This is a genomic window from Geodermatophilus sp. SYSU D00879 (assembly GCF_054050375.1).
Genome location: NZ_JBJGZF010000029.1, coordinates 1 through 26,761, shown reverse-complemented (window position 1 = coordinate 26,761; position 26,761 = coordinate 1). Strand labels below are relative to the sequence as shown.

Annotated in this window: 23 protein-coding genes; 17 read left to right on the top strand and 6 right to left on the bottom strand. The window is 75.5% G+C overall.

Features of this window, described 5'->3' with window-relative positions:
- Positions 1-195 precede the first annotated feature (195 nt).
- A complete protein-coding gene (locus ACI79B_RS22345) occupies positions 196-1,140 on the bottom strand; it encodes a COX15/CtaA family protein (protein ID WP_456929776.1) in 945 nt (314 codons plus the stop codon).
- Between the two features lie 211 nt (positions 1,141-1,351).
- Here ACI79B_RS22345 and ACI79B_RS22340 point away from each other — a divergent pair, with 211 nt between their 5' ends.
- The 10 genes from ACI79B_RS22340 to ACI79B_RS22295 all read left to right on the top strand — a co-directional run bounded on the left by ACI79B_RS22340 (position 1,352) and on the right by ACI79B_RS22295 (position 11,552).
- Positions 1,352-3,880 carry an ATP-dependent Clp protease ATP-binding subunit gene (locus ACI79B_RS22340; protein ID WP_456929775.1) on the top strand — a complete coding sequence of 843 codons (2,529 nt, stop codon included), beginning with the start codon at positions 1,352-1,354 and terminating at the stop codon, positions 3,878-3,880.
- A 106-nt stretch (positions 3,881-3,986) separates the two neighbouring features.
- Positions 3,987-4,805, top strand: coding sequence for a helix-turn-helix transcriptional regulator (locus ACI79B_RS22335; protein WP_456929774.1), 819 nt, complete (start codon positions 3,987-3,989; stop codon positions 4,803-4,805).
- Complete coding sequence (gene sufB, locus ACI79B_RS22330) at positions 4,802-6,244, top strand: Fe-S cluster assembly protein SufB (protein ID WP_456929773.1); 1,443 nt, start codon at positions 4,802-4,804, stop codon at positions 6,242-6,244. Before ACI79B_RS22335 ends, sufB begins: the two co-directional genes overlap by 4 nt.
- Positions 6,244-7,563, top strand: a complete 1,320-nt coding sequence (gene sufD / locus ACI79B_RS22325) for a Fe-S cluster assembly protein SufD (RefSeq protein ID WP_456929772.1) — start codon at positions 6,244-6,246, stop codon at positions 7,561-7,563. The genes sufB and sufD overlap by 1 nt, the downstream gene beginning before the upstream one ends.
- Before the next feature lie 3 nt (positions 7,564-7,566).
- Positions 7,567-7,920: a non-heme iron oxygenase ferredoxin subunit gene (locus ACI79B_RS22320; RefSeq protein WP_456929771.1), complete on the top strand. Its 354-nt coding sequence runs from the start codon at positions 7,567-7,569 to the stop codon at positions 7,918-7,920.
- 15 nt (positions 7,921-7,935) lie between these two features.
- Positions 7,936-8,709 carry a Fe-S cluster assembly ATPase SufC gene (gene sufC, locus ACI79B_RS22315; RefSeq protein ID WP_456929770.1) on the top strand — a complete coding sequence of 258 codons (774 nt, stop codon included), beginning with the start codon at positions 7,936-7,938 and terminating at the stop codon, positions 8,707-8,709.
- Positions 8,706-10,031: a cysteine desulfurase gene (locus ACI79B_RS22310; protein ID WP_456929769.1), complete on the top strand. Its 1,326-nt coding sequence runs from the start codon at positions 8,706-8,708 to the stop codon at positions 10,029-10,031. Before sufC ends, ACI79B_RS22310 begins: the two co-directional genes overlap by 4 nt.
- Complete coding sequence (gene sufU, locus ACI79B_RS22305; protein WP_456929768.1) at positions 10,031-10,498, top strand: Fe-S cluster assembly sulfur transfer protein SufU; 468 nt, start codon at positions 10,031-10,033, stop codon at positions 10,496-10,498. Before ACI79B_RS22310 ends, sufU begins: the two co-directional genes overlap by 1 nt.
- Positions 10,495-10,875, top strand: coding sequence for a metal-sulfur cluster assembly factor (locus ACI79B_RS22300; RefSeq protein ID WP_456929767.1), 381 nt, complete (start codon positions 10,495-10,497; stop codon positions 10,873-10,875). The genes sufU and ACI79B_RS22300 overlap by 4 nt, the downstream gene beginning before the upstream one ends.
- Before the next feature lie 215 nt (positions 10,876-11,090).
- Complete coding sequence (locus ACI79B_RS22295; RefSeq protein WP_456929766.1) at positions 11,091-11,552, top strand: N-acetyltransferase family protein; 462 nt, start codon at positions 11,091-11,093, stop codon at positions 11,550-11,552.
- A 3-nt stretch (positions 11,553-11,555) separates the two neighbouring features.
- Here the strand turns inward: ACI79B_RS22295 and ACI79B_RS22290 are convergent, their stop codons facing one another.
- Complete coding sequence (locus tag ACI79B_RS22290; protein ID WP_456929765.1) at positions 11,556-13,388, bottom strand: SCO7613 C-terminal domain-containing membrane protein; 1,833 nt, start codon at positions 13,386-13,388, stop codon at positions 11,556-11,558.
- Positions 13,389-13,434: 46 nt separating this feature from the next.
- Complete coding sequence (locus ACI79B_RS22285; protein WP_456929764.1) at positions 13,435-15,585, bottom strand: SCO7613 C-terminal domain-containing membrane protein; 2,151 nt, start codon at positions 15,583-15,585, stop codon at positions 13,435-13,437.
- A gap of 130 nt (positions 15,586-15,715) precedes the next feature.
- Between ACI79B_RS22285 and abc-f the strand changes: the two genes are divergently transcribed.
- The 7 genes from abc-f (at position 15,716) to ACI79B_RS22250 (ending at position 22,206) form a co-directional block, all read left to right on the top strand.
- On the top strand, positions 15,716-17,317 hold the full coding sequence (abc-f, locus tag ACI79B_RS22280; RefSeq protein WP_456929763.1) for a ribosomal protection-like ABC-F family protein: 1,602 nt from the start codon (positions 15,716-15,718) through the stop codon (positions 17,315-17,317).
- A 281-nt stretch (positions 17,318-17,598) separates the two neighbouring features.
- Positions 17,599-17,826: a helix-turn-helix domain-containing protein gene (locus ACI79B_RS22275; protein WP_387992902.1), complete on the top strand. Its 228-nt coding sequence runs from the start codon at positions 17,599-17,601 to the stop codon at positions 17,824-17,826.
- On the top strand, positions 17,823-18,605 hold the full coding sequence (locus tag ACI79B_RS22270) for an enoyl-CoA hydratase/isomerase family protein (protein WP_456929762.1): 783 nt from the start codon (positions 17,823-17,825) through the stop codon (positions 18,603-18,605). Before ACI79B_RS22275 ends, ACI79B_RS22270 begins: the two co-directional genes overlap by 4 nt.
- A 76-nt stretch (positions 18,606-18,681) precedes the next feature.
- Positions 18,682-20,574: an ABC transporter ATP-binding protein gene (locus ACI79B_RS22265; RefSeq protein ID WP_456929761.1), complete on the top strand. Its 1,893-nt coding sequence runs from the start codon at positions 18,682-18,684 to the stop codon at positions 20,572-20,574.
- Between the two features lie 43 nt (positions 20,575-20,617).
- A complete protein-coding gene (locus tag ACI79B_RS22260; protein WP_456929760.1) occupies positions 20,618-21,085 on the top strand; it encodes an SgcJ/EcaC family oxidoreductase in 468 nt (155 codons plus the stop codon).
- Entirely contained in the window at positions 21,082-21,909 is an 828-nt protein-coding gene (locus ACI79B_RS22255) for a sulfurtransferase (protein ID WP_456929759.1), read from the top strand. The genes ACI79B_RS22260 and ACI79B_RS22255 overlap by 4 nt, the downstream gene beginning before the upstream one ends.
- Before the next feature lie 18 nt (positions 21,910-21,927).
- Complete coding sequence (locus tag ACI79B_RS22250; RefSeq protein WP_456929758.1) at positions 21,928-22,206, top strand: hypothetical protein; 279 nt, start codon at positions 21,928-21,930, stop codon at positions 22,204-22,206.
- A 6-nt stretch (positions 22,207-22,212) separates the two neighbouring features.
- Here ACI79B_RS22250 and ACI79B_RS22245 read toward each other — a convergent pair whose 3' ends face one another.
- The 3 genes from ACI79B_RS22245 to ACI79B_RS22235 are packed head-to-tail and all read right to left on the bottom strand — an operon-like array spanning position 22,213 to position 26,501.
- Entirely contained in the window at positions 22,213-22,905 is a 693-nt protein-coding gene (locus ACI79B_RS22245; RefSeq protein WP_456929757.1) for a sirohydrochlorin chelatase, read from the bottom strand.
- Entirely contained in the window at positions 22,902-23,657 is a 756-nt protein-coding gene (locus tag ACI79B_RS22240; protein WP_456929756.1) for an SDR family oxidoreductase, read from the bottom strand. Before ACI79B_RS22240 ends, ACI79B_RS22245 begins: the two co-directional genes overlap by 4 nt.
- An 18-nt stretch (positions 23,658-23,675) precedes the next feature.
- Positions 23,676-26,501, bottom strand: a complete 2,826-nt coding sequence (locus ACI79B_RS22235) for an aconitate hydratase (protein WP_456929755.1) — start codon at positions 26,499-26,501, stop codon at positions 23,676-23,678.
- Positions 26,502-26,761 lie beyond the last annotated feature (260 nt).

Sequence of the window (26,761 nt, the reverse complement as noted above, 5' to 3'; positions counted from 1 at the left end):
CCCCCCCCCCCCCCCCCCCCCCCCCCCCCCCCCCCCCCCCCCCCCCCCCCCGCCCCCCCCCCCCGGGGGGGGGCCCCCCCCCCCCGCCGTTCGAGGGCAGGGGCGCCGAGTGGGCAGCCGCGGGGGTCGTCGACGCGCGGTGACCCCGCCCGTTGACCACTCGGCGGCGGGGCCCCTCGACGGGCCCCGGCGGCGTCAGCGGAGGGCGGTCGCGGGGACGGCGGGGGCGTCGAGGGGCTGCCCGGTCGCCGGGCCGCGGACCGACCACACCAGCCGCGCGGTGTAGGCGGTCACCAGCACCGCGCCGAGCATGTGCAGCAGCACCAGCACGACCGGCAGGTGCGTGAAGTACTGGACGAACCCGACGACGCCCTGCAGCAGCTGGACGACGAGCACGTCGCGCGCGGCCCGGCGGACGCGGCCGGGGGCGTCGGTGGCGTACAGCGCCACGAGCAGCGCGATCGTCAGGCCCACGAGGAGGAACACCGCGTCGGCGTGCAGCTGGCTCACCGTCTCGGGGTCGAAGCCCATGCGGTCGCCGGTGGGGACGCCGGCGTCGTCGAGGTCGCCGCTGTGCGGGCCGCTGCCGGTGACGACCGTGCCCAGCGCGAGCACCACCGCGGTGACCGCGGCGATCCCGCCGGCCAGCAGCGCGATCGGACGGCGGACCACCGGCCGGCCGACCCCCGGCTCGCGGGACCGCAGCCACAGCACGGTCGAGACGGCGACCAGCAGCGTGGAGACGAGGAAGTGGACGGCGACGGTCCACGGGTTGAGACCGGTGAGCACGGTGACGCCGCCGATCGCCGCCTGCACCGGGATGCCGAGGAAGGTCAGCGCGGCCAGCGGCCGCAGGTCCCGGCGCGGGGAGCGCCAGACCGCCACGAGCACCGCGATGGCCACCGCGGTGAGCACGAAGGTGAGCAGCCGGTTGCCGAACTCGATGAGGCCGTGCCCGGCCATCTCCGGCGTCGTCACGAAGCTGTCGGCGGTGCACCGCGGCCAGGTGGGGCAGCCCAGGCCCGAGCCGGTCAGCCGGACCACGCCGCCGGTGACCACGATGGCGCCGTTGGCGACCACGTTGGCCAGCGCCAGGCGCGTGATGACGGCGGGGGAGAAGGCGGTGGGCAGGACCGGCACGGCCCGATGCTAGTCGCGGCCGGCCACCTCTCCCGGTTCGCCCAGGGCGATCACGGACGGGGAAGGACGGGGTGCACCGGCGCGCTGTAGGAGGCGCAGGCGGCCGACGCGCCGACCTGGTGTCGGTGCGCCCTCCCGGGTACGGGAGCCCCACCCGGGAGCCCTCCGAGCGAGCCGCGCCGACGCCCCGACTTCCCCTTGGACGTGAGGTATGACCAGCCCCTTCTTCCCGGGCCCCTACGGGAGCCCGTTCGACGACTTCTTCGCCCGCTACCTGGGCGGCGAGCAGCGCACGCCGCGGCAGCGGGTGAGCCCGATGCAGTTCCTCAGCCAGCAGGCCCGCGAGCTGGTCAACGCCGCGGCCGGGCAGGCCCTGGCCACCGGCAGCGCCGACCTCGACACCGAGCACCTGCTGTGGGCGATGACCGGCGACGAGACCGCCCGCGCCTTCCTGTCCCGCACGGGCACCGACCCCGACCGGCTGCGCACCGAGCTGGAGGCGCAGATGCCGCAGGGTGCGCCGCAGGCCGAGCGGGCGGCCCTGACCCCGGCCGCCAAGCGGGTCCTGCTCGACGCCCACCAGGTGTCGCGGGCCCTGGGCTCCACCTACATCGGCCCCGAGCACCTGCTGTTCGCCCTCGCCGTCGACGCCGAGTCGCCGGGCGGGCGGGTGCTGCGCGAGCACGGGGTCACCCCCGAGGCGCTGCAGCAGGCGGCCACCGGCGGCGGCACCCCCGGCGGCGGCCGCCCCGGGCAGCCGGCGTCGAGCACCCCGACGCTCGACGAGTTCGGCCGGGACCTCACCGAGCTGGCCCGCAACGGCCGGATCGACCCGGTGATCGGCCGCGAGGCCGAGATCGAGCAGACCGTCGAGGTCCTCTCCCGGCGCCGCAAGAACAACCCGGTGCTCATCGGGGAGGCCGGCGTCGGCAAGACCGCGATCGTCGAGGGCATCGCCGCCCAGATCGTCGAGGGCGACGTCCCGGAGACGCTGCGCGGCAAGCGCCTGGTCGAGCTCGACCTCACCGGCCTGGTGGCCGGCACCCGCTACCGCGGGGACTTCGAGGAGCGGCTGAAGAAGGTCATGGAGGAGATCCGCGAGCACGCCGACGAGGTGATCGTCTTCATCGACGAGCTGCACACCGTCGTCGGCGCGGGCGCGTCCGAGGGCTCCGCCGGCGCGGGCAACATGCTCAAGCCCGCCCTGGCCCGCGGCGAGCTGCACGTCATCGGCGCCACGACGCTGGACGAGTACCGGCGCAACATCGAGAAGGACGCGGCCCTGGAGCGCCGGTTCCAGCCGATCCTGGTGGCCGAGCCGAGCGTCGAGGACACCGTGCAGATCCTCTGCGGCCTGCGCGACCGCTACGAGGCCCACCACCAGGTGCGCTTCACCGACGACGCCGTCCGCGCCGCCGTCGAGCTCTCCGACCGCTACGTGACCGACCGGCACCTGCCGGACAAGGCGATCGACCTCATCGACCAGGCCGGCGCCCGCGTCCGCCGGCGGGTGAAGACCCCGCCGACGGACCTGCGCGGGCTGGAGCAGGAGGTCGAGCGGCTGCAGCGGGAGAAGGACCAGGCGGTCGCCGCCGAGCAGTACGAGCGCGCCTCCGAGCTGCGCGACGAGGTCGCCACGGCGCAGCGCCGCCTGGAGGAGGCCCGCACCGGCGGTGGCCAGTCCGGGGTGCCCGAGGTCGGCGTCGAGGACGTCGCCGAGGTGGTCTCCCGGCAGACCGGCATCCCGGTCAGCCAGCTCACGGAGGAGGAGATGGCGCGGCTGCTCCAGCTCGAGGAGCGCCTGCACGAGCGGGTGGTCGGCCAGGACGACGCCGTCCGCGTGGTCTCCGAGGCCATCCGCCGGTCGCGCGTGGGTCTGGGCGACCCGGACCGGCCGATCGGCAGCTTCCTGTTCCTCGGCCCGACCGGCGTCGGCAAGACCGAGCTGGCCCGGGCCCTGGCCGAGGCGATGTTCGGCGACTCCGACCGGATGGTCCGGCTGGACATGAGCGAGTTCCAGGAGCGGCACACGGTCAGCCGGCTGGTCGGCTCCCCGCCCGGCTACGTCGGCTACGAGGACGCCGGTCAGCTGACCGAGGCGGTCCGCCGCCGGCCGTACTCGGTGGTGCTGCTCGACGAGATCGAGAAGGCGCACCCCGACGTCTTCAACACGCTGCTGCAGGTGCTCGACGACGGCCGGCTCACCGACTCGCAGGGCCGCACGGTCGACTTCACGAACACCGTGCTGATCATGACCAGCAACCTGGGGTCGGAGCTGATCCAGGGGCGGAACACCCCGCTCGGCTTCGGCACCGGTGACGGCGCCGCGGCCGACGCCGGCCTGCGGGACCGGCTCATGCGGCGGCTGCGCGAGTCGTTCCGGCCGGAGTTCCTCAACCGGATCGACGAGATCGTGGTGTTCCAGCAGCTGGAGAGCGAGCAGCTGCAGCAGATCACCCGGCTGCTGCTCGACGAGACCCGCCGGCGGCTGTCGGCGCAGGGCATCGAGGTGACCTTCACCGACGAGGCGGTCGCCTGGATCGCCGAGCGGGGCTTCGAGCCGCAGTTCGGGGCCCGGCCGCTGCGCCGGGCGATCCAGCGGGAGGTCGACAACCCGCTGGCCCGGCTGCTGCTCGACGGCCGCGTCGGGGCCGGCCGGCACGTCGTCGCCGACGTCCGGGACGGCGCCCTCGACCTGCGCGTCGAGGACCGCGAGCCGGCGGCGGCCGCCCAGGCCTGAGCCCGTCGTGACCTGCGCCACCCGGCCCCTGACCTGCGCGGTCGGGGGCCGGGTGACTTAGGGGGCCCTTGCTTGCAGGCCTCCCGAAATAGGACACAATCGTGTTGTGGAAAGCAGCGCGACGCAGGCGGGGACGGTGCGGGCCGACGACGTCCGCACCCGTGACCGCGTGCTCGCGCTGCTGCTCGAGCACGGTCCGCAGACCGCCAGCGAGCTGGCCGGCCGGCTGGGCGTCAGCCCCGCCGCCGTCCGGCGCCACCTCGACGCCCTGGCCGCCCAGGGACGGGTCGAGGAGCGGGCCGCCGCGGGCGCGCACCGGGGGAGGGGCCGGCCCGCCCGGCACTTCCACCTCACCGACGCCGGCCGGTCCGGGTTCGCCCACGCCTACGACGACCTGGCGCTGACCGCGCTCCGGTACGTCGCGGCCTCGGGCGGTCCCGACGCCGTCCGCGCCGTCGCCGAGGCGCAGCTGGCCGGGCTCGAGCAGCGGGCCTCCGACGCCGTCGCCCGCGCGGACGGTGCGCCCGTCGAGCGGGCCCGGGCGCTGGCCGAGGCACTGACGGCCGAGGGCTACGCTGCCACGGCCTCGGCGATCTCCAGTGGCGGGCAGCTGTGCCAGCACCACTGCCCGGTCGCGCACGTGGCGGCGGAGTTCCCGCAGCTGTGCGAGGTCGAGACGGCGGTCATCGGCCGGCTGGTGGGCACCCACGTCCAGCGGCTGGCCACGATCGCCCACGGTGACGGCGTCTGCACCACCCACATCCCCGGGCCGTCACGCGCCCGGGCTCACACCGGTGCGGGGAACACAACGACCCCCGCACGCCCTGTACCCGGTGAGCGAGCGGCGCGGGTCGTCCCACCACGACCCGGCCCCGCACCGTCCACCAGCACCCCCACGAGCGACCGGGAGAGGACGCCCGCATGACCAGCACCCAGCAGCCGGTGAGCGGCACGCCGCTGACGCAGGACGAGCAGATCGAGCAGCTCGGCCGCTACCAGTACGGCTGGGCCGACGCCGACGTCGCCGGGGCCTCCGCCCGCCGCGGCCTCGACGAGGACGTCGTCCGGGACATCTCGGCGCGCAAGGGCGAGCCCGAGTGGATGCTCGAGCGCCGCCTCAAGGCGCTCAAGCTCTTCGAGCGCAAGCCGATGCCCGACTGGGGGTCGGACCTCTCCGGCATCGACTTCCAGAACATCAAGTACTTCGTGCGCTCGACCGAGGCCCAGGCGGCCTCGTGGGACGAGCTGCCCGAGGACATCAAGAACACCTACGACAAGCTGGGCATCCCCGAGGCGGAGAAGCAGCGGCTGATCGCCGGTGTCGCGGCCCAGTACGAGTCCGAGGTCGTCTACCACAAGATCCGCGAGGACCTCGAGGAGCAGGGCGTCGTCTTCCTCGACACCGACACCGCCCTCAAGGAGCACCCGGACCTGTTCCGCGAGTACTTCGGCTCGGTCATCCCGTCCGGCGACAACAAGTTCGCCGCGCTGAACACCGCGGTGTGGTCGGGCGGCTCGTTCATCTACGTGCCGAAGGGCGTGCACGTCGAGATCCCGCTGCAGGCCTACTTCCGGATCAACACCGAGAACATGGGCCAGTTCGAGCGGACGCTGATCATCGTCGACGAGGGCGCCTACGTGCACTACGTCGAGGGCTGCACCGCGCCGATCTACAAGTCGGACTCGCTGCACTCCGCGGTCGTCGAGATCATCGTCAAGAAGAACGCGCGCTGCCGGTACACGACCATCCAGAACTGGTCGAACAACGTCTACAACCTGGTCACCAAGCGGGCGATCGCCCACGAGGGCGCGACCATGGAGTGGATCGACGGCAACCTCGGCTCCAAGGTCACCATGAAGTACCCGGCCGTCTGGATGACCGGCGAGCACGCCAAGGGCGAGGTCCTGTCCATCGCCTTCGCGGGCGAGGGCCAGCACCAGGACGCCGGCGCCAAGATGGTGCACGCCGCCCCCAACACCTCCTCGACCATCGTGTCGAAGTCGGTGGCCCGCGGCGGTGGCCGCACGTCCTACCGCGGCCTGGTGCAGATCGACGAGGGCGCGTCCGGCTCGAAGTCGACGGTCAAGTGCGACGCCCTGCTGGTCGACACGATCAGCCGGTCGGACACCTACCCCTACGTCGACGTCCGCGAGGACGACGTCGCCATGGGCCACGAGGCGACCGTCTCGCGGGTCAGCGAGGACCAGCTCTTCTACCTGATGAGCCGCGGCCTGTCCGAGGACGAGGCCATGGCGATGGTGGTCCGCGGGTTCGTCGAGCCGATCGCCCGCGAGCTGCCCATGGAGTACGCCCTCGAGCTGAACCGCCTGATCGAGCTGCAGATGGAAGGTGCCGTCGGCTGATGCCGGAGCAGAACACCCCCAGCACCACCGGCCTCACCACGGAGTCGGAGACCCTCGCCGGCGAGCTGTTCGGCGACGGCGTCGGCACCCAGGCCGGCCCGCCCGCCGTCCCGGCGGCGGGCACCGGCACGGCCGGCCAGGCCGCGCCCGGCGCCCACTCGCACGGCGGGACGACGCCGACCGGCTCGCCGGCCGAGCGGTTCACCTCGACCGACCCCGAGGCCTTCGGCACCGTCACGGGCCGCGAGGAGATGTGGCGCTTCACCCCGATGCGCCGGATCCGCCCGCTGCTCGACGGCGCCCCCTCGGACGCGCACCTGGAGTGGGACACCGACCTGCCCGAGGGCGTTGAGCTGACCCGCGCGGACGCCGACGACCCGCTGCTCAAGGGCCTGCCCGAGCCGGTCGACCGGCTGGCGGCGCTCACCCGGCAGCGCAGCGGCGGCGCCGCGGTGGTCCGCGTGCCGTCCGAGGCGCGGCTCGACCGGCCGGTGACCCTCGGCCTGGCCGGCACCGGCGGTGACGACGTCGTCTGGGGTCAGCTGGTGATCGAGGTCGGCGCCTTCTCGAAGGCGACCGTCGTGCTCGACCACACCGGCCTGGCCCGGTACGCCGGCGGCGTCGCGGTGCTCGTCGGCGACAGCGCCGACGTCACCCTCGTCTCGGTGCAGGACTGGGCGCCCGGCGCGGTGCACGGCGGGCAGTACGACGCCGTCGTCGGCCGGGACGCCTCCTTCAAGCAGGTCGTGGTCACCCTCGGCGGCGACCTGGTCCGGCTGGTCAGCAACGTCCAGTACGCCGGCCCCGGCGGGCGGGCGGAGCTCTTCGGCGTCTACTTCTCCGACGAGACCCAGCACCAGGAGCACCGGCTCTGGGTGGACCACGCGGTGCCCAACTGCAGCAGCAACGTGCTCTACAAGGGCGCGCTGCAGGGCGACGGCGCGCGCACGGTGTGGATCGGCGACGTCCGCATCCGCCCGGAGGCCACCGGCACCGACACCTACGAGCTCAACCGCAACCTGGTGCTCACCGACGGCGCCCGCGCCGACTCGGTGCCCAACCTGGAGATCGAGACCGGCGAGATCGTCGGCGCCGGCCACGCCAGCGCCACCGGCCGGTTCGACGACGAGCAGCTGTTCTACCTGTGCTCGCGCGGCATCGACGCCGAGACCGCCCGCCGCCTGGTCGTGCGCGGCTTCTTCGCCGACGTCGTCCAGCACATCGGGGTCGACGAGCTGCAGGACCGCCTGATGCGCTCCATCGAGACGCGCCTGGGCGCCCTGCCCGGCCTCGACGAGCAGCCGGTCGAGGTGGCCTGACCCATGGCCTTCGCGCGGGTCTGCGGGCTCTCCGACGTCCCCGAGAACGGGGCGCTGCGGGTGGAGCTCGCCGACGTCGACGTCGCCGTCGTCCGGTACGACGGCGACGTCTACGCGGTGCAGGACGTGTGCTCGCACGCCGAGGTCCCGCTGTCGGAGGGCGACGTCGAGGAGTTCGGCGGCGCCCCCACCATCGAGTGCTGGCTGCACGGGTCGTGCTTCGACCTGCGCACCGGCGAGCCCACCAACCTGCCGGCCACCGAGCCGGTCGACGTCTACCCGGTCCGCGTGGAGGGGGATGACGTCTACGTCGACACCGAGTCCGACGGGCGCCTCCCGCTCGCGGCCGGCAACTGAGGAGCGAGAGAAGAAGTGTCGGTTCTGGAGATCCGCGACCTGCACGTCACGGTCGGCGAGGGCGACGAGACCAAGGAGATCCTCCGCGGCGTCGACCTGACCGTCCGGTCGGGCGAGACCCACGCGATCATGGGCCCCAACGGCTCGGGCAAGTCGACCCTGGCGTACTCGATCGCCGGGCACCCGAAGTACACGATCACCGGCGGCACGGTGACCCTCGACGGCGAGGACGTCCTCGCGATGAGCGTCGACGAGCGCGCCCGCGCCGGCCTGTTCCTCGCCATGCAGTACCCGGTCGAGGTCCCCGGCGTCTCGGTGTCGAACTTCCTGCGCACCGCCGCCACCGCGGTCAAGGGCGAGGCCCCGAAGCTGCGCACCTGGGTCAAGGACGTCCGCGACGAGATGTCGGCGCTGGAGATGGACCCGGCGTTCGCCGAGCGCAACGTCAACGAGGGCTTCTCCGGCGGTGAGAAGAAGCGCCACGAGATCCTGCAGATGCGGCTGCTCAAGCCGAAGATGGCGATCCTCGACGAGACCGACTCCGGCCTCGACGTCGACGCGCTGCGCGTCGTCTCCGAGGGCGTCAACCGCACCCGCGAGGACGGGGAGGTCGGCGTCCTGCTGATCACCCACTACACGCGGATCCTGCGCTACATCAAGCCGGACTTCGTGCACGTGTTCGTCGCCGGCCGCGTCGTCGACGAGGGCGGCCAGGAGCTGGCCGACAAGCTCGAGGCGGAGGGCTACGCCGCCTACGTCAAGGGCTCGAAGGAGACCGCGAAGGCATGACCTCGACCGCCTCGCGTCCCACGGGGACGCGTGCCCCGCTGCCCCTGGACGTCGAGGCGATCCGGGCGGACTTCCCGATCCTGTCGCGCACCGTGCGCGACGGGAAGCGGCTGGTCTACCTCGACTCCGGCGCCACCTCGCAGAAGCCGCGCAGCGTCCTCGACGCCGAGCGCGACTTCTACGAGCGGATCAACGCCGCCCCGCACCGCGGCGCGCACCAGCTGGCCGAGGAGGCCACCGGCGCGTACGAGTCGGCGCGGGCGCGGATCGCGGCCTTCCTCGGCGCCTCCGCCGAGGAGGTCGTGTTCACCCGCAACTCCACCGAGGCGATCAACCTCGTGGCGTACTCGCTGTCCAACGCGGTGACCGCCAAGGACCCGGCGCACCGCCGGTACGCCGTCGGCCAGGGCGACGAGATCGTCGTGACCGAGATGGAGCACCACGCCAACCTGGTGCCCTGGCAGCAGCTGTGCGAGCGCACCGGGGCGACCCTGCGCTGGCTCGGGCTCACCGACGACGGCCGGCTGGACCTGTCGGACCTGGAGACCGTGGTGAACGAGCGGACGAAGCTCGTCGCGGTCACCCAGCAGTCGAACATCCTGGGCACGATCAACCCGCTCGGGCCGATCACGGCGCGGGCGCGGGAGGTCGGCGCGCTGGTGCTGGTCGACGGCGCGCAGTCGGTGCCGCACCAGCCGGTCGACGTCACGGCGCTCGGCGCGGACTTCCTGGTGTTCTCCGGCCACAAGATGCTCGGGCCCACCGGCATCGGCGTGCTGTGGGGCCGCTACGACGTCCTCGACGCGCTGCCGCCGTTCCTCACCGGCGGCTCGATGATCGAAGTCGTGCGGATGGAGGGCAGCACCTTCATGCCGCCGCCGCAGCGGTTCGAGGCCGGCGTCCCGATGACCGCGCAGGCCATCGGCCTCGGCGCCGCCGTCGACTACCTGCAGGCGCTGGGCATGGCGAACGTGCAGGCGCACGAGGAGGCGCTGACCGCCTACGCGCTCGAGCAGCTGCAGGCGGTCCCCGGCGTCACCGTGATCGGCCCGCCGGACACCGTCGCCCGCGGCGGCGCGGTCTCCTTCACCGTCGAGGGCGTCCACCCGCACGACGTGGGCCAGGTCCTCGACGACCTCGGCATCGCCGTCCGGGTGGGGCACCACTGCGCGTGGCCGGTGGTCCGCCGCTACGGCGTCCCGGCGACCACCCGGGCCACCTTCTACGTGCACACCGGGTACGACGACGTCGACGCGCTCGTGGAAGGCGTGCGGGCCGCGCAGCGTTTCTTCGGTGTGACGCCGGAGGAGGCAACCGCCTGATGCAGCTCGAGTCGATGTACCAGGAGATCATCCTGGATCACTACCGCAACCCCCACGGCCGCGGACTGCGCGACCCGTTCGACGCCGAGGTGCACCACGTCAACCCGACCTGCGGGGACGAGGTGACCCTGCGAGTGCACTTGGACGGCGAGACGATCGCGGACGTGTCCTACGAGGGCATGGGCTGCTCGATCAGCCAGGCCTCGGTGTCGGCGATGTACGACCTCGTCGTCGGCCGCCCGGTCACCGACGCGCTGGCCACCGGCGAGCACTTCATGACGCTCATGCAGTCCAAGGGCGACGCGGCCGTGGCCGAGCGGCTCGAGGACGAGCTCGAGGACGCCGTCGCCTTCGCCGGGGTGTCGAAGTACCCCGCCCGCATCAAGTGCGCGCTGATGAGCTGGATGGCCCTCAAGGACGCCTCCGCCCGCGCGCTGGCCGCCACCCCCACTGGAGGACAGGCATGAGCGACACCACCGAGAACGACGCCCCCGAGCTGCCGGCCTACAAGTCGGCGCTGCTCGAGGACGTCGAGGAGGCCATGCGCGACGTCGTCGACCCCGAGCTGGGCGTCAACGTCGTCGACCTCGGACTGGTCTACGGCATCGACGTCGCCGAGGACGGCAACTCGCAGGTCGCCGTCCTGGACATGACGCTCACCTCGGCGGCCTGCCCGCTGACCGACGTCATCGAGGACCAGGCGCGCGCCGCGCTGACCGGCGGCCCCGGCCCCGGCCTGGTCGACGACGTCCGGATCAACTGGGTCTGGATGCCGCCGTGGGGTCCGGACAAGATCACCGACGACGGGCGCGAGCAGCTGCGCGCCCTCGGCTTCCGGGTCTGACGAAGGACCACTCCGCCCCCACGCTCGACGAGACCCTGCGGGGCTGCCATCCCCTCGCCGGGCTCTTCGACCGGCTGGCCGCCGGGGACGACCCGGCGGCCGACGCGAGCGTCCTGACACTGCCCGCGCCCCCCGGGGCGCGGGCAGTCGTCGTCGGGGGGACCGCCTGGCACGTCGTCGCCGCCGACGTCGACCCGGAGTGGGTCGCCCGCTGCGTGGCGCCGGACCCGCTGGCCCTGCCGCTGGGCGCCCGCTTCCTCGCCGCGCCGGCCGACCGCGTCGGCGCCGAGCCCGGGGTGGTCGACGCCGTCCTGGTGGCCCCGCCGCCGGCCGCCGCGGGACCGGGTCTCGACCTCCGCCCGGCCGAGGTGGACCACCCGCGCGTCGACCGGGCCCGGCGGCACCGCACCGGCGTCCGGGTCTGGACGACACCCGACGGCGCCGGCGTGCTGGTGCTCGGTCGCGGCGTCGCCGGCCGCTGGGAGGTCAGCGTCGAGGTCGACCCGGCGGCGCGCGGGCGTGGGCTGGGGACCGCGCTGGTCGCGGCCGCGCCGTCGCTGGTGCCCGGCGGCGCGCCGCTGTGGGCGCAGGTCGCGCCGGCGAACACCGCCTCGCTGCGGGCGTTCCTGGCCGCGGGGTACCGGGCGGTGGGCGCCGAGTCGCTGTTCGGCTCCTGAGCCTCAGCGCATCTCCGACAGCCGCGCGCCGAAGCCCGCGACCGGGCGCAGCTCCCGGCGGGCACCGAGGACCAGCAGGCCCGCCCCGGCGACGAGGACCCCGGCCAGCGGCAGCGGCAGGGCCTCGACCGCGAGCCCGGCACCGAGCGCGACCGCCGTCGCGGCGCCGACGACCAGCGGCGCCCGCACCGCGGTGCGCGCACCGAGCGCCATGACCGCGGCGGCGGCGAGGAGCACCAGCAGCGGGCGCAGCGCGCCGGGCTGCACCACCGCGGCCGCCGTCGACGGCACCGCCGCGGCCACCAGACCCGGGCCCCACGCCGGCCAGGACGGGCCGTCGAGCAGGCGCGGCCCCGCCGCCACCAGCAGCGCCGCGGCGGCCGGCAGGCTCCACGCCTCGACCACGGCGGTACCGCTCAGCGCGGCCAGCGTCCACCCCGCCGCGCCCAGCTCCACCGCGCCGGTGCGCCGGGCCGCCTCCGCCTCGCGCCCCCGGCCCGCCACCGCCGCCCAGGCGCTGGTGAGCACGCCCTGCACGGCCAGGTGCAGCGCCAGCAGCCCCCACGCGGCAGTCACGGCGAGCACGGCCAGCGCGGCGCCCGCGCAGACGGCACCGACCGTGCCGGTGGGGCCGCGGACGTCGGCGGCCGGCCCGGGCCGGGCGGCCAGCGTCACGGCGAACAGCCCGGTGAGCGCCGCGGCGGCCGCGCCGGGGGACAGCAGCCCGGCCGGCACCGCGAGCAGCGCCGCCGCGGCGAGGCAGCCGACGGCCGCGGGCAGCGCCTGGGCCCGCTCGTCCCGCCGGGCCGCCGCGACACCGGCCGCGGGCAGCGCGGTCAGCACCAGCAGCGCGACCAGCGCCGGCCAGCGCGCGGCCGCGACCAGCTGGGCCACCGCCAGCACGACCAGGACGAGCCCCGCGGCGGTCGCGGCGGGCAGCAGCAGCCCCCGGCGCCAGCCGGTCAGCGTGGCCGCGGCGACGCCGGCGAGCAGCACGCCGAGCCAGCCCGCGAGCGGGAGCGGAACCGGCCCGTCGGTGGACAGCGCCGCGCCCACCGCCCCGCCGGCGACCAGGCCCGCGACTCCGGGTACCAGCCGCGGCGGCCCGAGCAGCGGCTCGACCGCGGGCTCCAGCCGCACGACCAGCAGACCGGCCGCCGCGGCGACGGTGAGGCCGGCCGCGACCCAGCGGGCGGCGCCGGCGCCGGTGGCCGCGGTGACCAGCCCACCGGCCACCCCGGTGGCCAGCCACGGCGCGGTGGTGACCAGGGCGACGCGGGCCAGCGGGCGCCGCGCCGTCAGCGTGACCGCGAGCCCGGCCAGCGCGACGGCGAGCAGCAGCGCGGTGCGCGGCACCCCCGCGGGCACGAGGGCCAGCGACCGCAGGGCCGCCACCTGCAGTGCCAGCCACGCGCCGAGCGGCCAGCTCAGCGGCCGGGGGAGCAGCACCCGCAGGCTGAGCAGCACCACGGCCAGGCCCAGCGCCGGCAGCGGCCCGCCGTCGGTGGCGCGGTCCCCGTCGGCGGCGCCGGTCAGCGCGAACGCGGCCGCGGCCGCCGCGCAGGCCTCCTCGGTGCTGCGCAACCGGGCGCGGGCGGCCACCGCCGCGGCGCACGCGGCCACCAGTGCCAGCAGCAGGAGGCCGATCCGGGCGATCCCGCCGACCAGCGACGGCCCGGCCAGCGCCGCGGCCACCAGCAGGACCACGCCGACGCCGAGGATCACCTGCGGCGGCCGCAGCCGGGCCGGCAGCGAGGGGAGGGGCGGGCCGGGGTCGACGGGGGCGGCCCCCGGTGGGCGCCCGTAGGGCGGTGGCGGCAGCGGCGCGCCCGTCATCGGCGTCCCCCCTCGCGCCCGGCCGTCGGGCCCACGCTAGGGGCGGTCAGCGCATCTGCGCGACCCAGGCCACCGCCTCCCGCGCCTGCTGCCGGCGCCGCTCGTAGGTGGCCCCGACGACCAGCAGCAGCAGGCCCGCGGTGGCCAGCGTGACCCAGCGCGGCACCAGCGGCGCGTAGGGCGCCAGCCGGCCGAGCGCCACCACCAGCAGAGCGCCGGCCCCGACGACGAACGGCGCCTGCCGGTGGCTGAGCGCCCCGCCGACCGTCAGCCCGGCCGCCGCGGCGACCACCCCGACCAGCCGCAGCGGCGCCGGGTCGGCCACGGCGACCACCGCCGACGGCAGCACCGCCACGGCCACCGCCGCCCCCTCGGCGGCCCAGGACGCGGCCCCGGTGCGCAGGGCCGGCAGCGCGAGCAGCAGCAGGCCCGCCGCGGCCGGCAGCGTGTAGACCTCCGGCGTCCGGATCTCCGCGCCCGCCGCGGCGATCCACACCGCGAGCACGAGGTCGGCCACCGCGAGGACGGCGGCGAGGCGGCGCCGGGCGACGACGGCGTAGCAGCCGGCGGCCGCCCCGGCCACGGCGAGGTCGACCGCGACCTGCCCCCACGCCCCGGCGCTGCCGGCGGTGATCCCGGCGGCCACGGCGAGGACGGCGCCGGTGCCCGCGGCGGCGGCCTCCTCGGGCCGCGCGACCCGGGCGGTGGCGACGGCGAACGCGGCGGCGGCGACGAGCGCGAGCAGCAGGCCGGCCACCGCGGGGGACAGCAGGCCGCCCCGGGAGGCGATCAGGACGGCACCGCCGGGCGCGGCCAGCGCGGCCGCCGTCGCCGCGGCGCGGACCCCGGGGCGCAGCAGCGCGGCGAGACCGGCGGGGACGGCGGCGGCCAGGACCAGCAGGGCCAGCGGCGCGGGGTGCTCACCGTCGGCGAGGACGCCGGTGCCGGCGGCGGTCAGCACGCCACCACCCGCGAGCAGCGCCGCCGGCGCCGGCCCGGCCACCGACGGCGGCGCGGCGGCGGTGAGCAGCACCAGGCCCAGCCCGCCCGCCGCGACGGCCCCGGCCACCCCGAGCCCGCTCAGCGACCCGGCCAGGGCCAGGGCCGCGATCCCCGCCGCACCGGCCGCGGCGGCGCGCGGCTCCGGCAGGAACGACGCCAGCCGCGGCTCCCGCAGCAGGGCGCCGACGACGGCCGCGGCCACCACGAGGACGGCGGTGGCGACCCAGCCGTCGACGGCCCCGCCCTCCCAGGCCAGCGGCACGCCGAGCAGCACGCCGGCGCCCCCGGTCAGGGCGCCCAGGCCGAGCGCGGCCTGCTGCAGCGCCGGGCGCAGCACCAGCAGCGCCAGGACGTCGACCAGGGCGGTGGCGAGCAGGACCGCGACCCCGGCGGCGCCCTCGGCCGGCCCGAGGGGCAGCAGCAGCCAGCCGGCCGGCTGGGCGGCGAGCAGGGCGACCAGCGGCCAGGTGACCGTGCTGCGCGTGCCGCGGCCGAGGGCCAGGGCTCCTCCCGCCACGACCACGCAGGACAGCCCACCCCACAGCCGGGACGGCACGGCGTCGGCGCCCCACAGGCCGAGCGCGTGCGCGGCGGCGAGGTCGACGGCGAGCAGCGCGGCCCCGGCGCCGGCCAGGGCCTCCTCGGTGGCCCGCAGGCCGCGGCGGGCGCTCCACGCCGAGGCCGCGCAGGCCGCGGCGGTGACCGTGGCCATGACCGCGGCCTGGAAGGTCACGCCCAGCCGGGTCCAGGCCACCGCCACGAACGCGATCGCCGCGGCGACCACGAGCAGTGCACCCAGCCCCAGCAGCACCTGCTGCGGGCTCAGCCGCCGCCGCGGGGACGGCGGCCACGGGGCTGGCGGGGGGACGGGCGGCGCCACCGGGGCGCGCGGCGGCGGCGGAGGCGCCCACACCGGAGCCGGAGCCGGGGCGGGAGTCGGAGCCGGGGCGGGAGTCGGAGCCGGAGACGGGACGGGGGCCGGGCCCGGGGCCGCCGCGCGCAGGGTGGCCACCAGGGCGTCCCGCTCGCGGGCGAACTCGTCGATGGTCGCGCCGAGCCGGGCCACCACGGTGGCCGCCTGTTCGACGGCGGGCAGGCCGCAGGTCCCGCAGGGCGCCGGAGCGGGCGCGGCCGGCGTGCCGCAGACGGGACAGGGCGGACCCCAGGAGGGGCCGGACCAGGAGGGATCGGTCACGGGCGGATGGTGACTCGCCGCAGGCGCCGGCGGTAGTGATCTCGCCCGGAGTGTGGAGGGACGGTCGTGCCGTGGACGTCACCCGGCAATCCGCTCCGGTTCCGGGACGACAGGGCCTACCCTGGGATCAGTGATCACGACGACCGGCCTCGAACTGCGCGCCGGCGCCCGCATCCTCCTCAGCGACGTCAGCCTGCGCGTGCAGCCGGGCGACCGCATCGGTCTGGTCGGGCGCAACGGCGCCGGCAAGACCACCACGCTCACCACGCTCGCCGGTGAGCGCCTGCCGCACGCCGGCAAGGTCGAGGTGACCGGCGAGATCGGCTACCTCCCGCAGGACCCGCGCAGCGGCGACCTCGACATCACCGCCAGCGACCGGGTGCTGTCCGGCCGCGGCCTCGACGTCCTCAAGGCGCAGCTGGTCAAGGCGCAGGTCGCCATGGCCGAGCCGGCCGACGACGCCGAGCAGGACCGCGCCGTCCGCCGCTACGGGCGGCTCGAGGACCAGTTCGCGGCGCTGGGCGGGTACGCCGCCGAGAGCGACGCCGCGCGCATCTGCACCGCCCTCGGCCTGCCCGACCGGGTCATGGGCCAGCCGCTGCGCACCCTGTCCGGCGGCCAGCGGCGGCGCGTGGAGCTCGCCCGCATCCTGTTCTCCGACGCCGAGACGCTGCTGCTCGACGAGCCCACCAACCACCTCGACGCCGACTCGATCGCCTGGCTCAAGACCTTCCTCGCCGCGCACAAGGGCGGGCTGATCGTCATCAGCCACGACGTCGAGCTGCTCGACGCCGTCGTGAACAAGGTGTGGCACCTCGACGCCAACCGGGCCACCGTGGACGTCTACAACCTCGGCTGGAAGCCCTACCTCGCCCAGCGGGAGACCGACGAGCGTCGCCGCAGGCAGGAGCGGGCCAACACCGAGCGCAAGATCGACGCGCTGAACGCGCAGGCGGACAAGATGCGCGCCAAGGCCACCAAGGCCCGGGCCGCGCAGAGCATGGACAAGCGCGCCGCGCGGCTGGCCGCCGGGCTGGAGGAGGTCCGCGTCCAGGACCGGGTGGCCAAGCTGCGGTTCCCCACGCCGGCGCCGTGCGGGCGGACCCCGCTCACCGCGGAGGGGCTGTCCAAGAGCTACGGCTCGCTCGAGGTGTTCACCGACGTCGACCTGGCCGTCGACCGGGGCGCGCGGGTCGTCGTCCTCGGGCTCAACGGGGCGGGCAAGACGACGCTGCTGCGGATGCTGGCCGGCACCGAGGCCCCCGACACCGGCCAGGTGCAGCCGGGCCACGGGCTCCGGATCGGCTACTACGCGCAGGAGCACGAGACGCTCGACCACGACCGCTCGCTGCTGGAGAACATGCGCGCGGCCGCGCCGCAGAGCACCGACACCGAGCTGCGGCGCATCCTCGGCGCCTTCCTCTTCTCCGGCGACGCCGCCGACCAGCGCGCCGGCACGCTGTCCGGCGGGGAGAAGACCCGGCTGGCGATGGCCACGCTCGTCGTCTCCGGCGCCAACGTGCTGCTGCTCGACGAGCCGACCAACAACCTCGACCCCGCCAGCCGCGAGCAGGTGCTCGACGCGCTGCGCACCTACACCGGCGCGATCGTGCTGGTGACGCACGACGAGGGCGCGGTCCGCGCGCTCGACCCGGACAAGGTCATCCTGCTGCCGGACGGCACCGAGGACGCCTGGAGCGAGGACCTCGCCGACCTCGTCGAGCTCGCGTAGCCACTGCGGTCCTCCGGACCGCACCGCGGCCAGGTGCCGTCCCCGGCTGCGCGGAACCCCGCCACGCCGTCCCGGCCGGGGACCCTCCGGGCCCCGCGACCGGTCCGCCGTCCTGCGCAGGGCGGCTCGCTGAGAAGTTGTCATTCGCGTGGCCGAGCCGCGCGGGCTGGGTGATCATCGGTGCGGGAGGCCGGCGTCACGGGGACGGCGGCACCACGCGAGCCAGCACCCGACCGGGCCGGCCCCCTCGCCGGCCTCGGCGGCTGCGACGGAGGGGAGTCATGGCCGACTCGAGCACGGACCTCGGCAAGGGCAAGCGCATCACCGGTGGGGACCGCACCACCCTCGCCGACGAGCTGAAGAAGCGGTACGACGGCGGGGAGAGCATCCGCTCGCTGGCGACCTCGACCAACCGGTCCTACGGGTTCGTGCACCGGCTCCTGTCGGAGTCCGGTGCGACGCTGCGCAGCCGTGGCGGGGCGAACCGGAACAGCAAGAAGACCGCGTGACGGCGGCCGACGCCGACGGCTGGGTCCGCACCGGCCGGGACGGCGCCGTCCTGACCGTCACGCTCGACCGACCCGACCAGCTCAACGCCCAGACGCCGGCCACCTGGGCGGCGCTGGCGTCCGTGGGTGCCTCGCTCGACGACGACGTCCGCGTGGTCGTCGTGCGGGGCAGCGGCCGCTCCTTCTCCGCGGGCCTGGACCGCAGCCTGTTCGGTGCCGACCCGTCGACCCCCGGCGGGCTCGGCGAGCTGGGCACGATGCCGGCCGAGCTCGCGCAGGAGCGGATCCGCGGGTACCAGGCCGGCTTCCGGTGGCTGCGCTCGCCGGGGATCGTCTCGGTGGCCGCGGTGCAGGGCCACGCGATCGGCGCCGGCGCCCAGCTGGCGCTCGCCTGCGACCTGCGGGTGATGACCGACGACGCGTCGCTGCGGCTCCCGGAGGCGACGCTCGGCCTCGTCCCCGACCTCACCGGCACGAGCACGCTGGCGGAGCTGGTGGGCTACGCGCGGGCGGTGGAGGTCTGCGTGACCGGCCGGCCGGTGCCGGCGGCGGAGGCGCTGGCGTGGGGGATCGCGAACGCCGTCGTCCCGGCCGCGGAGCTGGACGGGGCGGTGGCGACGCTGGTCGCCGCGCTCACCGCGCCGCCGGCGGGGGCGGTCCGGGAGACCGCGGCGCTGGTGCGCTCCGCCGTCCGCAACCCCCCGGAGGCGCAGGACGCCGCCGAGCGGGCCGCGCAGTCCCGGCGGCTGGCCGAGCTGGCGGGGCTCGCCCGCCGCTGAGGGATCCGGAACAGGAGGGGACCGGCCGCTGTTGTGCCTGCGGCCGGTCCCCGTCCGGTCGTGAGGAGGTCGTGTCGTGAGCAGTCCCATGACCTCCATGGCGGCGATGCGCTCGTTCCGCCGGGACCCGTCGGTCACCTCGCGGCCGCTGCCCAAGGGCACGGTGCGCCGCATCCTCGGCGTCGCCCGGCCCTACCGGCGCGAGCTCACCTTCTTCCTGCTGCTGGTGGTCGGCTCCTCGGTCATCGGCGTGCTCACCCCGCTGCTGGCCGGCGACATCGTCAACCGGATCGCCCGCCTCGACGGCACCGCCGGCGGCATCGTCCGCATCGCGCTGTTCATCGCGGGCCTGGCGGTGCTCGACGCCGCGATCTCGGTGGCCACCCGCTGGTACTCCGCCCGGATCGGCGAGGGCGTCATCTACGACCTGCGCAGCCGGGTGTTCGAGCACGTGCAGCGGATGCCGGTCGCGTTCTTCACCCGCACCCAGACCGGCGCGCTGGTCAGCCGGCTCAACAACGACGTCGTCGGCGCGCAGCAGGCGTTCACCTCGACGCTGTCCGGCGTCGTCTCCAACGTGATCGGCCTGGTGCTCACCGCCGGTGTCATGTTCACGCTGTCCTGGCAGATCACCCTGCTCTCGCTGGTGATGGTGCCGCTGTTCGTGCTGCCCGCGCGGCGCATCGGCAAGCGGCTGCAGGAGATCACCCGGGAGTCCTACGGGCTCAACGCGTCGATGAACGCGACGATGACCGAGCGGTTCAACGTCGCCGGGGCGCTGCTGGTCAAGCTGTTCGGCCGGCCCGACACCGAGGCCGAGAGCTTCCGCGGGCGGGCGGCGCGGGTGCGCGACATCGGCGTGCTGTCGGCCATGTACGGCCGCACCTTCTTCACCGCCCTGACGCTGGTGGCCGCGCTGGCCACCGCGCTCGTGTACGGCCTGGGCGGCTGGCTGGCGTTCGACGGGTCGCTGTCGCCGGGCGACGTCGTCGCGCTGGCGCTGCTGCTGTCGCGGCTGTACGGGCCGCTGACCGCGCTGTCCAACGTCCGGGTCGACGTCATGAGCGCGATGGTCAGCTTCGACCGGGTCTTCGAGGTCCTCGACCTCGCGCCGATGATCGCCGAGGCCCCCGACGCCGTCCCGGTGCCGGCCGGGGACCGGTCGATCGAGTTCGACGCCGTCTCCTTCAGCTACCCGGCCGCCACCGACGTGTCGCTGGCCTCGCTCGAGGACGTGTCGCTGCCCGAGCACGGCGGCCCGACGGCGGTGCTGCACGACGTCTCCTTCCGGGTCGAGCCCGGGCAGATGGTGGCGCTGGTCGGGCACTCGGGCGCCGGCAAGTCCACGATCGTCAACCTGGTGCCGCGGCTGTACGACGTGACCGGGGGCGCGGTGCGGGTCGGCGGGCTCGACGTCCGCGAGGCGACACTGGCCTCGCTGCGCGACGCGATCGGCGTCGTCAGCCAGGACGCGCACCTGTTCCACGACACGATCCGCGCCAACCTGCTCTACGCCCGCCCCGACGCCACCGAGGAGCAGTTGTGGGCGGCGCTGACCGGCGCGCGGATCGCCGCGCTCATCGCGGCGCTCCCCGACGGCCTGGACACCGTCGTCGGTGACCGCGGCTACCGGCTCTCCGGCGGGGAGAAGCAGCGGCTGGCGATCGCGCGGGTGCTGCTCAAGGCGCCGGGGATCGTCATCCTCGACGAGGCGACCGCGCACCTGGACAGCGAGTCGGAGGTGGCCGTGCAGCACGCGCTGGACACCGCGCTGACCGGCCGGACGTCGTTGGTGATCGCGCACCGGCTGTCCACGATCCGCAGCGCCGACCAGATCCTCGTGGTCGACGACGGTCGCATCGTGGAGTCGGGCACTCACGAGGAGTTGCTGGCGCTCGGGGGCCGCTACGCCGACCTCTACCGGACCCAGTTCGCCGACGGCGAGCGTCGGACGGTCGGCGCGGCGTAGCAACTAGCGTTCCTCCTGCCCCATCTGCACCAGGAGGAGCTCCGTGACGTCCGCGCACCCGTACGACGCCCAGATCCGCGCCCTCTACGCCGACTTCGTCGACGGCTGGAACCGGCGCAGCGGCGCGGCGGTGGCCGCCGTCTTCGCCGACGACGGCGACATGGTCGGCTACGACGGGACGTCGGTGAGCGGCCGGCTGTCCATCGCCTCGGACCTGCGGCGGGTGTTCGGCAGCCACCCGACGGCGACCTACGTGGCCGTGGTCCGCTCGGTGCGCGCGGTGTCCGACGGCGTGGCCGTGCTGCACGCGCACGCCGGGATGATCCCGCCCGGCGAGGACGACGTGGACCCGGGGCTGCACAGCATCCACACCCTCGTCGCCGTCGACGAGGGCGGCGGGCGGTGGAAGACCACGCTGTTCCAGGCGACGCCGGCCGCGTGGCTGGGCCGCCGCGACGCCCGGGACGCGCTGACCCAGGAGCTGCGCGGGCTGCTCGCCACCGCCCGGTGACGGTCCTCGTCGGCGCCGCGGAGCTGCTCGCGGCGCCGTCCCGGCCGGTGCTGCTCGACGTCCGGTGGGCGCTGGGCGACCCGCACGGCCGGGAGCGCTACCTGGCCGGCCACCTGCCGGGCGCGGTGTTCGTCGACCTGGAGACCGAGCTGTCCGCAGCGCCGTCGGCCGCCGAGGGCCGGCACCCGCTGCCGTCGGTGGCGGCCCTGCAGGCCGCGGCCCGGCGGTGGGGGATCGGCCGCGGCTCGTCCGTCGTGGCCTACGACGCCACCGGCGGGCAGGCCGCCGCGCGGGCGTGGTGGCTGCTGCGCTGGGGCGGCCTGACCGGCGTCCGGCTGCTCGACGGCGGCCTGGACGCCTGGGTGGCCGCGGGCGGGACGCTGGAGACCGGCGACGTCGTCCCGGCGCCCGGCGACGTGGTGCTGACCGGCGGCGGCATGCCGACGCTCACCGCCGACGAGGCCGCGGCGCTGCCCGCACGCGGCGGGGTGCTGCTCGACGCCCGGGCCGGTGAGCGCTACCGCGGCGAGCGCGAGCCGGTGGACCCGCGGGCCGGGCACGTGCCGGGCGCGGTGAGCGCGCCGACGGGCGAGAACCTGCGGGCGGACGGCCGGTTCCGGGCCGACCTGGCCGACCGGTTCGCCGCGCTCGGCGTGCGGCCGGGGACGGCGGTCGGCGTCTACTGCGGCTCGGGCGTGACCGCCGCGCACGAGGTGGCCGCGCTGACCGAGGTCGGCATCGAGGCGGCGCTGTGGCCGGGCTCGTGGTCGCAGTGGTCGGCCGACCCGTCCCGCCCGGCGGCCACCGGCCCGGACCCGGGCTGAGGCCCGCATACTGCCGCCGTGCCTCCCGACACCGCCCGCCGCGGAGGACCGCTGGTCCTCGCCGGGCTGGCCGGGCTCGCGCACCTGGTCGTCGGCTGGTTCTACCTGGCCGGCGGGCTGGTGGTCCCCGGCGCCGTCCTGGTCCCCCTGTGGGTGCTCTGGCTGGCGCTCGCGGCCTGGCTGGTCCGGCTCGCGGTCCGCGGCTCCTGGTGGACGCCGGTGGTCCCGCTGGCGGCCGCCGTGCTCTTCGTCGCCGTCCTGCTGGCCGGCGAGCGGTGGCTCGGCTGGACCGCCTGAGCGCGCTCAGCCGACGGCGGCGTCGTAGCGGTCGAGCAGGACGGCGGCGATGCGCTCGTCGGGCAGCAGGGGAGCGGTGACGACGTCGGCGCCGGCCTCGGCGAGCTTCCCGTGGAAGTGGCCGGGCGCGAGCAGGTAGGAGGCGACGACGACCCGCTCGGCGCCGGCCTTGCGCGCGGCGGCGACCGCGTCGGCGACCGGGGGCTGCGCCGCCGAGCCGTAGCCGGTGGTCACCGGGCCGGCCCAGGAGCGCTGCAGCAGGTCGGCGGTGTCCTCGACGTCGGCCACCGACCGCGGGTCGCTCGAGCCCGCGGCGGCCAGGACCACGGCGGTGAGCGGGTCGCGCGGGTCCGCACCGGCCTCGGTCAACCGGTCGGAGAGGACGTCGGCCAGCCGCGGGTCGGGGCCGAGCGGGCGGGCGGCGACGGCGGACTCGTGCGCGGCCACGGCGCCCGCGATGTCGACGTGCACGTGGTAGCCGCCGGACAGCAGCAGGGGCACGACGACGGCCGGCTGCCCGGAGGCGGCGAGCCCCGCGACGACGTCGACCACCGTGGGCGGCTGCACGTCGACGAAGGCCGCCGTCGTGACCAGGCCCGGGCGCAGCCGGCGCGCGGCCAGGGCCAGCTCGGCGACCAGCCGGCGCCCGGTCGGGTTGCGGGTGCCGTGCGCACACGCCACGAGGACGGGAGCCGTCACGGGGTACGGAGGACGCCGCCGTCGACCGCCACCATCGTGCCCGTGACGTAACTGGCGGCGGGGGAGAGCAGGAAGGCCGCCACCCGGCCGAACTCGTCGGGCTCGCCCACGCGGCGCAGCGGGATGCCGGCCTCGGTGCGCGCCCGCATCGCCGCCGGGTCCCCGGAGGCGGCCTCGATGTCGGTGATCCGGTCGGTGGCGATGGTGCCGGGCATCAGCCCGACCACCCGGATCCCGCGCGGGCCGAGCTCGTCGGCCAGCGCCTTCGCGGTCATGGCCAGGCCCGGGCGCAGCGCGTTGGAGATGGCCAGGTGCCCGATCGGCTGGCGCACCGACGTCGACAGCACGAACCCGATCGCCGCCCCCGCGGACAGGTGCGGCTCCAGCGCCCGGACCAGCCGCAGCGGGCCGAGCAGCACGCTGTCGACGGCGGCCCGCCAGTCGTCCTCCGCCGTCCGCAGGACCGTGCCGGGCGCCGGGCCGCCGACGGAGACCAGCACGCCGTCGACCCGGCCGAGCGCCTCGAGCGCGCGGTCGACGAGCAGGTCGGCGGCGCCGGGGTCGGCGAGGTCGGCGGCCACCCCGGACGCGCCGTCGCCCAGCTCCGCCACGGCCGCGGAGACCGACTCGGCGGAGCGGGAGCTGACGAGGACGCGGGCCCCGTCGGCGACGAGGGCCCGGGCGGTCGCCAGGCCCAGCCCCCGGCTCGCGCCGGTGAGCAGGTACCCGCGACCGCCCAGGCCCAGGTCCATCGGGGGATCAGCCTCCGATCAGGCGTTGCGCAGCGAGCGGAGGACGTACTGCATGATCCCGCCGTTGCGGTAGTAGTTCGCCTCGCCGGGGGTGTCGATGCGGACGCGGGCGTCGAACTCCACGTCCCCGGCCTTCACCTTCACCGTGCGCGGGGTCTCGCCGTCGTTGAGGGCGGTGATCCCGGTGATGGTGAACTCCTCGTCGCCGGTCAGGCCGAGGGACTCGCGGTTCTCGCCCTCGGGGAACTGCAGCGGCAGCACGCCCATGCCGATGAGGTTGGAGCGGTGGATCCGCTCGTAGCTCTCGGCGATGACCGCCTTGACGCCGAGCAGCGCCGTCCCCTTCGCCGCCCAGTCGCGCGACGACCCCGAGCCGTACTCCTTGCCGGCCAGCACGACCAGCGGGACGCCCGCCTGCTGGTAGGCCTGCGACGCCTCGTAGATGCTCGTCGTCTCGCCGGTCAGGTGGTTCTTGGTGACGCCGCCCTCGGTGCCGGGCACCAGCTGGTTGCGCAGCCGGATGTTGGCGAAGGTGCCGCGGATCATGACCTCGTGGTTCCCGCGGCGGGAGCCGTAGGAGTTGAAGTCGCGCCGCTCCACGCCGTGCTCGCGCAGGTACTTCCCGGCCGGGCTGTCGGCCTTGATCGACCCCGCGGGCGAGATGTGGTCGGTGGTCACCGAGTCGCCGAGCACCGCCAGCGTCCGGGCGCCGGTGATGTCCTGCACCGGGGCCGGCTGGTCCTGCATGCCCTCGAAGTACGGGGGCTTGCGGACGTAGGTGCTCTCGGCGTCCCACGAGAACGTGTCACCGGTGGGCGTGGGCAGGTTCCGCCACTGCTCGGTGCCGGCGAAGACGTCCTCGTAGCTGCGGCCGAACTGCTCGGCCGAGACCGCCTCGTCGATGACCCGCTGCACCTCGGCCGGCGAGGGCCAGATGTCGCGCAGGTACACGTCCTGCCCGTCCTTGCCCGTGCCCAGCGGCTCGGTGGTGATGTCGACGTCCATCGACCCGGCCAGCGCGTAGGCGATGACCAGCGGCGGGGACGCCAGGTAGTTCATCTTGACGTCGGGGTTGATCCGGCCCTCGAAGTTGCGGTTGCCCGACAGCACCGAGACCACGGCGAGGTCGGCCTCGTTGACCGCGGCCGACACCGGCTCCGGCAGCGGGCCGGAGTTGCCGATGCAGGTGGTGCAGCCGTAGCCGACCAGGAAGAAGCCGAGCTTCTCCAGGTACGGGGTGAGGCCGGACTTCTCGTAGTAGTCGGTGACCACCTTCGAGCCCGGCGCCAGCGTCGTCTTGACCCAGGGCTTGGTCTCCAGGCCCGCCTCGACGGCCTTCTTCGCCAGCAGCGCCGCCCCGAGCATCACCTGCGGGTTGGAGGTGTTGGTGCAGGAGGTGATCGCGGCGATCACGACGTGGCCGTGGTCGACGAAGGTCTCCGTGCCGTCCTCGAGCACCACGCGGGTGGGCTTGGAGGCGCGGTCGGCCACCGGGCCGGGGACGACGTGGTGCGGCTTGCCGGCGTCGCCGTTGTCGTGCGCGAACGGGCTGGCCGGGTCCGAGGCCGGGAAGGTCTCCTCGACCGACTCGTCGACGCTGGAGCCGGCGAGCGCGGCGTCGTCGTCGTCGCGGTCCATCTCCTCGACCGGCGCGTAGGTGGGCAGCGCCTCGCGGAAGGAGGCCTTGGCGTCGGTGAGCGCGACCCGGTCCTGCGGCCGCTTCGGGCCGGCGATCGAGGGGACGACCGTGGACAGGTCCAGCTCGAGGTACTCGGAGAAGGCCGGCTCGCGCGACGGGTCGTGCCAGAGGCCCTGCTCCTTGGCGTAGGCCTCGACCAGCGCCACCTGCGCGGCCGGGCGGCCGGTGAGCTCCAGGTAGGTGATGGTCTCCTCGTCGATGGGGAACATCGCCGCGGTCGAGCCGAACTCCGGGCTCATGTTGCCGATCGTGGCGCGGTTGGCCAGCGGCACCGCGGAGACGCCCTCGCCGTAGAACTCGACGAACTTCCCGACGACGCCGTGCTGGCGCAGCATCTCGGTGATCGTGAGGACGAGGTCGGTGGCGGTGGAGCCCTCGGGCAGCTCGCCGGTCAGCTTGAAGCCGACCACGCGCGGGATGAGCATCGACACCGGCTGGCCGAGCATCGCGGCCTCGGCCTCGATGCCGCCGACGCCCCAGCCCAGCACGCCCAGGCCGTTGACCATCGTGGTGTGCGAGTCGGTGCCCACGCAGGTGTCGGGGTAGGCGACGACGCGGTCGCCCTCCTGCCGCGGGAACACCACGCGGGCCAGGTGCTCGATGTTGACCTGGTGGACGATGCCCATGCCCGGGGGGACGACCTTGAAGTCGTCGAAGGCGCCCTGGCCCCAGCGCAGGAACTGGTAGCGCTCACCGTTGCGCTGGTACTCGATCTCGACGTTGCGCTCGAACGAGTCCGGGGTGCCGAAGACGTCGGCGATGACCGAGTGGTCGATGACCAGCTCGGCCGGCGCCAGCGGGTTGATCTTGTTCGGGTCGCCGCCGAGCTCCGCCATGGCCTCGCGCATGGTGGCGAGGTCGACGATGCAGGGCACACCGGTGAAGTCCTGCATGACCACGCGGGCCGGGGTGAACTGGATCTCCTGGTCGGGCTCCGCCGACGGGTCCCAGTTCGCCAGCGCCCGGATGTGGTCGGCGGTGATGTCCGCGCCGTCCTCGGTGCGCAGCAGGTTCTCGAGCAGGACCTTCAGGCTGAAGGGGAGCCGGTCCGCGCCCTCGACCGCGTCGAGCCGGTAGATGTCGTAGTCGGTGCCGTCGACGCTGAGCGTCGCCCGGGCCCCGAAGCTGTCCTTGCTGGCTGCCACTGCTTGCGCCTCACCCTCGAGAGTCCATCGGGCTTGAATGCCACCCCCCATCATCCCAGCCGCCTGCGGAGACGCACTGGTGAGGCGACCCTTCCCTCACGTCGGTGACGTCGCTCTCCCCGGCGGTGTGCCCAGATGATCAGGTGGCCTGATCGTGCCGGGGGGGGGGGGGGGGGGGGGGGGGGGGGGGGGGGGGGGGGGGGGGGGGGGGGGGGGGGGGGGGGGGGGGGGGGGGGGGGGGGGGGGGGGGGGGGGGGGGG